Here is an 8,138-nt window from a genome sequence, read left to right on the forward strand (position 1 = left end):
CCTGCTCGGCCGCTACAGCTTCACAGCCGCCCTTCCGGCCGCCGGCGCCTCTGCGCCCGCTTCGGGGCCCTGAGGCGCCGGAGCTGGACGAGGCGGTCGGCTCGGAGTGAGTCGGGGCCCTCACCGCCTGCTTCCCTACCGGCCGTCGCCCGGCGTCACAGGAGGGCGCCGCCGGAGACCTCGATGCGCTGGGCGGTGACCCAGCGCAGTCCCTCGGAGACCAGCGTGGCGATGGCGTCGCCGATCTCCTCAGGTTCGCCGACGCGGCCGAGCGCGGTCTGTCCGGCCAGGACCTGGCGCATTCCGGCGTCGTCCCGCATCGCTCCGCCGTTGAAGTCGGTGGCGGTCGGCCCCGGGGCGATGGAGTTGACCCGGATGCCGCGAGGTCCGAGTTCTGCGGCGAGGGTGCGGCTCAGAGCTTCGACGGCGGCCTTCGAGGCGGAGTAGACCGAGGTGGCGGGGCTGGTGTGGCGGGTCAGTGACGTCGAGACGTTGATGACCTGGCCGCCCTGGGCCAGCAGCGGCACGAGCGACTGGATGAGGAAGAACGTGCCCCGGACGTTGGTGCCCATCACCGTGTCGAAGTCGTCGGCCGTGACAGTCTCCAGCAGCCCGAAGACTCCCACTCCCGCGTTGTTGACCAGGATGTCGAGCCGCGAAGTACCCCAGCGCTCCAGCTGCGCGCCCAGTTCGGAGGTGAAGGACGCGAAGGAGGAGATGTCGCTGATGTCGAGCCGGAGAACAGCGGCAGTCCCGCCCACGGCCCGCACCTGTTCCGCCGTCTTCTCAGCCCCGGCCGCATCGCCGCGGTGGGTGACCACGACCCTCACCCCGCGTGCGGCCAGGGCGAGGGCCGCGCTGCGCCCGAGGCCGCGATTCGCACCGGTCACCAAAGCGATCTTGTCGATTGTCATGAACTTCCTCCACCGTGCGACAACCAGGATGCGCCCAGGTGCCACGGATCAGATACGAGTCACTCGACTCGCCTTGCTGGTGCACCGTAAGCGGCCCTCCCGAGGCGAGTCAAGTGACTCGCCTCGGGGGTGCGGCATAATCTCCGCATGGCAGCAGAACTCACCGCGCATCACCGCAGGCTCGCCCGGCAGAAGCGCGAGGCGATCACCTCCGCGGCCACAGAACTGTTCTTGGACCGTGGCTACGACGGCACCTCCCTCGCACGGATCGCCGAAGCGGCCGGGGTCTCGAAGTCCACCCTGTTCAAGCAGTTCCCCACCAAGGCGGCCCTCTTCGAGGCCATCGTCACCGAGTCCTGGCAGCGCGACGTCGGCGATACCGCCGCGCGGCCACAGGCGGGAGACCTGCGCTCCGGGCTGACAGCCATCGGCCACCGCTACGCCGACCTGATCGGCCAGCCCCGCATGACAGGCCTGTTCCGGATCGTCATCGCCGAACTGCCTCGTTTCCCCGAGCTGGGACGGATGCAGTTCCAGCTCGGCAAACTGCCCTACTTCGCCTCCGTCCAGCACTACCTGGAATCCGAGCATGAGGCGGGCAACGCTGATGTGCCCGACGCCGAGAGCGCCGCGAACCAGTTCCTCGGCATGATCGCTAACTACGTCCTGTGGCCCCGCATGCTGCTGACCGGCTGGAATCCCGCAACCTCCGACATCCACAACGCCGTCGAAGAGGCCGTCCAGACGATGCTCGCCAGATACGCCCCCGGCCCGCCGGCCTGACCCGAAGCCAGAACTCCGGCACCGGCGCGCCGTGCCGAAGACCGCGACGCCCTCACCCGCGATGCCTGTCGGCAGACGATGGCGGGCGACGCGTCCGATGAACCCGTGCAATCCGGGGGTTCGCGGCGGCGCGATTCCCATCAGATCCGATGGTGATCGCCGACAGGGTTTGACGACAGACAGAAGCCGGTCCTCCGTACGGACCCCCACCCGGCCCCGCCGCCGCACCACCCGGGCCTGGACCGCGCACCGGAGCCCGCGACGGGTCCTGGAGCCGTCACCGCCGGCCCGGCCTTCGTCCGCAACGGCCGCATGGACCTGCTCGCCACCGACCAGCTCGCCCGCGCCTTCTACGACGACGTCTGCGCCACGGCCGGCAACCAGGCCGACCTGGCCCGCTACCAGTTCCTCGACCCCGCCTCGCGCCGTTTCTGCCCCGACTGGGACCTGGCCGCCGACATCGCCGTGGCCGTCCTGCGCACCGGAGCCGGCCGCAATCCCCACGACAAGGGCCTGGACGGCCTCGCCGGCGAGCTGTCCACCCGCAGAGACGACTTCCGCACCCGCTGGAGGCCCACGACGTCCGCCACCACGGCACCGGCACCAAGCACTTCCACCACCGGGCCCTCGGCGACCTCTCCTTCGCCTACGAGGCACTGGAAATGGCCGCCGAACCCGGCCTCACCCTCATCATCCGCGCCGGACAGTGGCAATCCGCCACCTCGAGCGCACACGGAGAGGCCTGATCAGGGTGATCCGGACGCCATCCTGCGCGCCAACCACCGCGCTCGTGTGCCGAAGCACGACAGATGTCGTCAGGAAGAGCGTCCACCGGCCTGCAGCATCGATCACATGAAGCACAGCGGTTGCCACGAAGTCGGCGCGTTACCTGTCTCCGGCGGCACGTGGAGCAGGGTGGTTGTCGCCGGTTCCGACGCTCTGCTGGTCGCCGGCCCGGGCGGCCGCCGTCGTGTGGCCTGAACAGTCCGGTGGGGTGCGGTCGCCACACGGAACGCTCAGGCGGATCGGTGGAACCGGCCCTGCCTGGGTGCCGTCTGGGCAGGCATGGACGACCTTCTGTTCATTGCCCTGACCTTCGGGCCGTTCCTGGCGCCCTGCATCGGCCTGGGCGCTGCCGTCTCGCTCGTCCGGCGGGTCTGTAGGCGGCAGCCGGTCCTGGCCGGGCACCTGCCCGGCGTCGCCACCTGCGCTCTGGTAGCGGTCCTGGCCGGCGCGGCGGCGTACGGCGCGTACTCGTGGGGTGTGATGTCGGGGTTCTACATCCTGGACCCGGACCAGATGTGCGCGTCGAAGGGCGTATCGGGCGATCATGTGGTGACGCGGTGGACGCTGCCGGTCAGCGCTCAGTGCGTCACGTCGGACGGTGCCGGAACCGAGCTGGCCCCGGGCTGGGTGAATCCCGTCATCTTCACCGGTCTCGCGGTCCTGTTCCTGGCCTTCGTCACAGGCACCCTCGTGGCAGTGCGCCGACGCCTTTCCCTGCGGTGAAGCACCCGCGCACGCTCCCTTCGTCGCCCCTCGTGACAACACGCCTGCCTTGGTGACCACCACCGCGCTTCGGCTCAGCTCAGCCGCCGACCGGCGTGTTCAAGCGCCAACCACCCCGCTCAGTCACCTCAGTCCGGGCTCGTGTGCTGTCCGGGCTACGGCTGCTACAGGTCGAACTCGAGGTGTTCGATGTCCGTGAACCGGACCTCCTCCAGGGAGCCGGCGCGGCGGCCGCCGTCCTGGAAGTAGACCTCCTTGAGCGCTTCGGCGGTGATGTCCTGGAGGCGGGCGTCGCCGGCACCCTGCTCCTGGGCGTCGAAGAGGCGGGCGGCGTAGACCGGGGGGAGGGCGATGGTCAGGTGCCGGATGCGGTCCTGGTCCGTCGACCCGATCGGCGCGGTGTAGCCGAGGCGGGCCCGGGTGTCGATGACGATGCCGTCCGTGCTCGCCGCCTTCGCCTTGGCCTTCGCCCGGATCTGTGGCTGCCAGCGCTTCTTCACCTCGCGATCCAGGCGCGCGGCGAGGCCCGGGCGGGGCTTCTTGATCTGGTCCTTCACGTACCGCTCCACGGTGCGCTGGGAGATGCGCAGCAGCCGGGCGACCGGCTTGGTGCCGCCCAGCTGTCTGACCAGGTACCGCATCTGCGGTCCCGCGTTCTTCGGTGCCGGGCGGGTGAACGCCTTCTGCACCGCCTTCTCCAGGCCGTCCCCGATCAGGCTCATCGTGGCCTTCTCCTACTCTCCGTTGTCGACGTCGGTGACGGTGCCGTCCTTGATGTACCGGGCGAGGTTGAGCTCCGGGGCGCTGAACCGCTCGCGGACCTCCTCGCCCCACAGGACGGACTGGGTGCCCTCGTGCTTGACCAGGCCCGGGTTGATGCCGAGCTTGAAGCCGCCGGGCAGCGGCTTGCCCTCCCGGTAGGGCAGGAAGTCCAGCGGCGAGGGCCCGTCGGCGGCGTAGACGACGCAGTCGGACAGGATCGCGATCGGGTACTGCCCGGTGAACGCGGCGTGCTTGACGATCTTGCGGTGGAGGTTGATGCGGGTGCGGGCGATGACCGCCGCCCGGATGTCGGGCCGCCACGTCGGGCGGGACAGGGCGCGCCACGGCTCGCCCGGCCGCCAGCCCTCCCCGCGCGGGCGCTCGCGCAGCTTGCCCAGGCCGCCCTTGACCGTCGCCTTGACCGCCGAGACGACGACCGCCAGCTCCGGGTCGCGCTCCTTGTAGCCGTCCATCGCCGTGAGGAAGTCGGCGGGCGACAGGTCGGCGTCGACGCCGAGGTCGGCCATCGTGGCGAGGAAGGCGTCACGGAGCCGGTTGTACCAGCCGTCCAGGTAGCGGCCGTTGTCGTACCGGACCCACGCCTCGGTCGGCGCGACGTCGTAGCCGAGCTCCACCGCGTACGCCACGGTCGGCGTCGCGTACCAGGCCGGGCCCGTCGGACGGTCGCCCTTCGGCGTGAACGGGGAGGGCAGCAGGCTGCCGTCCAGCTCCGCCCACTTGTCCTTGCCGGCCTTCACCTTCGACAGGTCGACGTGGCTCAGGTCGACCAGCCATGAACCGGGTAGCTTCGGGTCGAACGTGGGGGCCTTGACGTGTGTCGGCTCGCCGAGGCCGAGGTTCAGCCCGTTCGCGCCGGCGGCGAAGGCCATGTTGACGTCGATGCCGACCAGGTGGCGCAGGGTGCACTCGGCATCGGTCATCGGACGTGCCCAGTCGTACGCCTCCTCGAACAGCTTCTCCGCCGGGCCGCGCACGTGGAAGCGCGCCAGGTCCTTGAGGAGCGGGTGCCCGTCGGGGGCCTCGCACGGCGCGCAGTCCACCGGGTCCTTGCCCAGCGACCCGGGTGTCTTGGTCCCGGCCTGCCGCAGGACGCCGGTCTCCTCGTCCCGCACGGCGTGGGTCGGCGGGTGCAGCGCGGTCATCAGTTCCAGGCCGGTGACGGCGGTGGAGCCGCGCGGCGTCATCACTCTCGACGCGTACACGCCCAGGACCCGGGCGAGCTCCGCCGGCGGAAGCTGTCCGGCGTGGCCCCAGTGCCGGGTGTCCAGCGCGTTCCACGACGGGACGCACAGCTGGACGCACTGGCGGTCCGAGCCCTTGACGGGGCGGTAGATCCGCGCCCACGGCCCGAAACCGCGCTTGGTGAGCTTCCAGTCGGCACGGGTCAGCTGCTTGATGACCTTGTGGCCCTCCGGGATCCGCCCGGCGTGCTTCTCCTCCTCCGTCAGCGCGACGGGCAGGCCGTAGCGCTCCAGGGCGGCCTCGGTGAGCACGAGCAGCGGGTCGGCCGGCCGTCCCGGGCCGGACAGCTTCGGCTGACCGAGCTTCGCCTCCTGGAGCGTCCAGTCCACCAGGGCCGACAGGGACTTGGCGGGCGCGTCCAGGACCAGGCCGCCGACGCAGTACGCCAGCATCTTCCCGTCCTCGACGTCGACGACGGCCAGCGGTCCGTTCTCGAACCGCGGGTCGCTCTCGCCCGCCGGAGGTCCGGCCGGGGCCGCCTTCTTCAGACCCGCGCGGCGCGACGTCGACGACGCCGGCCTGGCGGTGCGCGCCGGACGCGGCGCGGCCGCCGGAGCAGCGGCGACGGGAGCAGCGGCGGGGGTCCGGGTGTTCTCCCCGGCTGCAGTCCTGTCCGCGGCCCCGGGCGCCGAACCCGTGGACAGGGGCTGCGCTTCCGCCGGATCGGGTGCGGCGTTGAACGTGGCCGTCGCCGCGGCGTCCTGGACGGGCGTGGCCGCGCCGACCGGGGCGGGGTAGAGCTCCGCGAGCTTGTCCAGCAGCCGGGCGTAGGCGTCGCGCTCCGGGGGGCGGGGCTCGGTCTTGCCGGACTCCCAGCCGGACACCGTGGCCCGCCGCACCTGCAGCGCACCGGCCACCTCATCGATCGTCAGGCCGTGCGCGGCACGCAGCCGCTTGCGCTCCGCCGGGGGCGGGAGCGTGGCGCGGGACGCGAGCAGTGCGTCGACCGCGTCGAACAACTCGGACATGGAGCACCTCCTGTCCCACACCTTACTCCACGAAACGTACAATATGCGCCCACCTGGCGTACGAATGGCGTACGATATGCGTACGGATGCGTGGGATGGGGCCTTGCCCCCGAATCCTGACCATGGGTCATGCGGCCGGTGTGAGCGTAGTCGGTGTGAAGTGGGGAGCGTTCCCGAAGGCGATCGGTGAGCGTTGTCCGAGACGGGAGTGCCGGCGTCGGGTGTGGTGGCGGTGGAACCAGCAAGGCGTCGAGTCGGGTCCCGCGCTCGCCTGGCCGGCTCTTTCGTCCTCGCGGGGCGTCGCGCTCGAAGGCCGCCTCGCCGTCTCGGAGGTCCCGGCGAGGGCGTTGTCCGCGCTGGACCCGACCGCACTCATGCTCCCCCTGCCCCCTGCCCCCTGCCCCCTGCCGGCCTGCGGGCTTCGGGCAGCGGCCCGGCTGACCGGGGCGCTGGGAGGCCCGTTGTCGCGTCGGCGCCGTTAGCCTGTGGGTATGTCGGAGCGTGTCATGCCCGGTCGCACGGACGGCCTGATCACCCTGGGTGCCGCGGATGCTCTGTGGGTCGGTTTGACGGCCGGCAGTGCTGTGCCGACGGCTTCCGGGGCGTTCACCTGCTCTCCTGCCCGTGCCCGGGCGGGGTACGTCCTGCTCGGCGGCCACGTGGTGGCGACGGTGAGGTCGGGCGGCGGTCAGTGGGGGGTCTCGCAGGTCGAGGTGCGCCGGGCGGCCGCGGAACTGAACGCGGTCGGGGCGGATCGGCAGGACCTGGTCCGCATCGGACCGTTCCGTGGGGCGCCGAAGCAGCGGTCCAGCGAGGAAACGCCGCTGCGCTGGCGTCGGCGCATCGCGGAGGAACTGCAGGAGCCGAGCGGCCCCGGACGGGCAGCACGACGTGAAGTCGGCCGGCCGCACCACCTGGCGGGGATCGACTGGCGCCGGATACTCGTGGAACGGACCCGCGACGGGACGCAGCGCACATGGTGGCTGCCGCGCACTGTGGTCAGGCTGCTGGACGCGGCCGAGCACGCCGAAACACAGTGGGTGCAAGCCGCACGGGACCACCGGGCAGGCACTGCCGGCACCGAGCCGCCCTCCCGTCCCCGGCAGGTCCGGGACACCGACGGCCGGCGGATGACGAGCCCCGGGGGCCCCACCGCCTCACTGCGCCCGTACGGCAAAGAGCTGGAAGGCCAGCTGTACTCGGTGCTCAGCAGGAAGCCCGGCACCTCCCGCAGGGTGGCGGGGTGGGCGTGCGCCGTCTGCCGCACCGCGCCCGCCACCGTGCTCGACCACTGCCACGAACACGGCTACGTCCGCGCCCCCGTCTGCCAGTCCTGCAACACACAGGAACGCCCCGACCACCTGTACAGCAACGACATCCGCGTGGCGAACCGCTACACACGTCTCTTCCACACCCACGCCGACGCCTGGCTCCACCACTGGCACCGCTGCCCCGGTTGCCGTGCACGCACCACTCTGCCCCTGCCGCACCTCGCCGCATGGACCGCCCACACAGCCTGCCGACCGCTGCGCCCGACCCACCGCGCCCCCGGCGGGCGCAAGCCCTGCGGTGTCCTGCGTGTGTCGTGGACGGGCAGTCAGAACGCGCCCCGTTCCTGCCTGTTCACTGTCGCCGTCGACTTCTGCCCCTCCGGCGAGCACCGCGTCCTGGCGCGAGTGCCCTACCGCGAAGCCGCCGAGCGGTTTCGTACCTGGCTGGCCGAGACGGCCCCCGCCGTGGCCGCCACCGCCGGCCCTGACCGCCTGGACGGCCTCCCTGCCCAGTCACGGCCAGTCGTCGTGGACACCAGCGGCGAGGGCCTGGCACTGTTCTGAGCGGGCGTCGGCAGGCCCGGCACCCCATCGTCACCTCGCAGCTGCCGGCCCCGGCACGGTCACCCCGCACGTCCCGGCGAAATGCGCAGCGCCGCAGGTCAGCG

Annotated in this window: 6 protein-coding genes and 1 pseudogene; 4 read left to right on the forward strand and 3 right to left on the reverse strand. The window is 71.6% G+C overall.

Annotated elements, in window-relative coordinates:
• Positions 1-155: 155 nt before the first annotated feature.
• Complete coding sequence (locus ACF1FZ_RS30915) at positions 156-914, reverse strand: SDR family NAD(P)-dependent oxidoreductase (protein ID WP_391776689.1); 759 nt, start codon at positions 912-914, stop codon at positions 156-158.
• Between the two features lie 147 nt (positions 915-1,061).
• On the opposite strand from ACF1FZ_RS30915, the gene ACF1FZ_RS30920 reads away from it, so the two are divergent.
• The 3 genes and pseudogenes from ACF1FZ_RS30920 to ACF1FZ_RS30930 all read left to right on the forward strand — a co-directional run bounded on the left by ACF1FZ_RS30920 (position 1,062) and on the right by ACF1FZ_RS30930 (position 3,206).
• Positions 1,062-1,697, forward strand: coding sequence for a TetR/AcrR family transcriptional regulator (locus ACF1FZ_RS30920; RefSeq protein ID WP_391776690.1), 636 nt, complete (start codon positions 1,062-1,064; stop codon positions 1,695-1,697).
• A 205-nt stretch (positions 1,698-1,902) separates the two neighbouring features.
• Positions 1,903-2,392: pseudogene (locus tag ACF1FZ_RS30925) on the forward strand (transcriptional regulator); the annotation flags it as partial.
• A gap of 370 nt (positions 2,393-2,762) precedes the next feature.
• Positions 2,763-3,206, forward strand: a complete 444-nt coding sequence (locus ACF1FZ_RS30930; RefSeq protein ID WP_391776691.1) for a hypothetical protein — start codon at positions 2,763-2,765, stop codon at positions 3,204-3,206.
• Positions 3,207-3,370: 164 nt separating this feature from the next.
• Here the strand turns inward: ACF1FZ_RS30930 and tpg are convergent, their stop codons facing one another.
• Positions 3,371-3,928, reverse strand: a complete 558-nt coding sequence (gene tpg, locus ACF1FZ_RS30935; RefSeq protein ID WP_391776692.1) for a telomere-protecting terminal protein Tpg — start codon at positions 3,926-3,928, stop codon at positions 3,371-3,373.
• 12 nt (positions 3,929-3,940) lie between these two features.
• Entirely contained in the window at positions 3,941-6,199 is a 2,259-nt protein-coding gene (tap, locus tag ACF1FZ_RS30940; RefSeq protein WP_391776693.1) for a telomere-associated protein Tap, read from the reverse strand.
• A 491-nt stretch (positions 6,200-6,690) separates the two neighbouring features.
• On the opposite strand from tap, the gene ACF1FZ_RS30945 reads away from it, so the two are divergent.
• Positions 6,691-8,034 carry an endonuclease domain-containing protein gene (locus ACF1FZ_RS30945; protein WP_391776694.1) on the forward strand — a complete coding sequence of 448 codons (1,344 nt, stop codon included), beginning with the start codon at positions 6,691-6,693 and terminating at the stop codon, positions 8,032-8,034.
• Positions 8,035-8,138 lie beyond the last annotated feature (104 nt).

Origin of the sequence: Streptomyces sp. NPDC014623, assembly GCF_043088245.1 — a bacterium.
GTDB lineage: Bacteria > Actinomycetota > Actinomycetes > Streptomycetales > Streptomycetaceae > Streptomyces.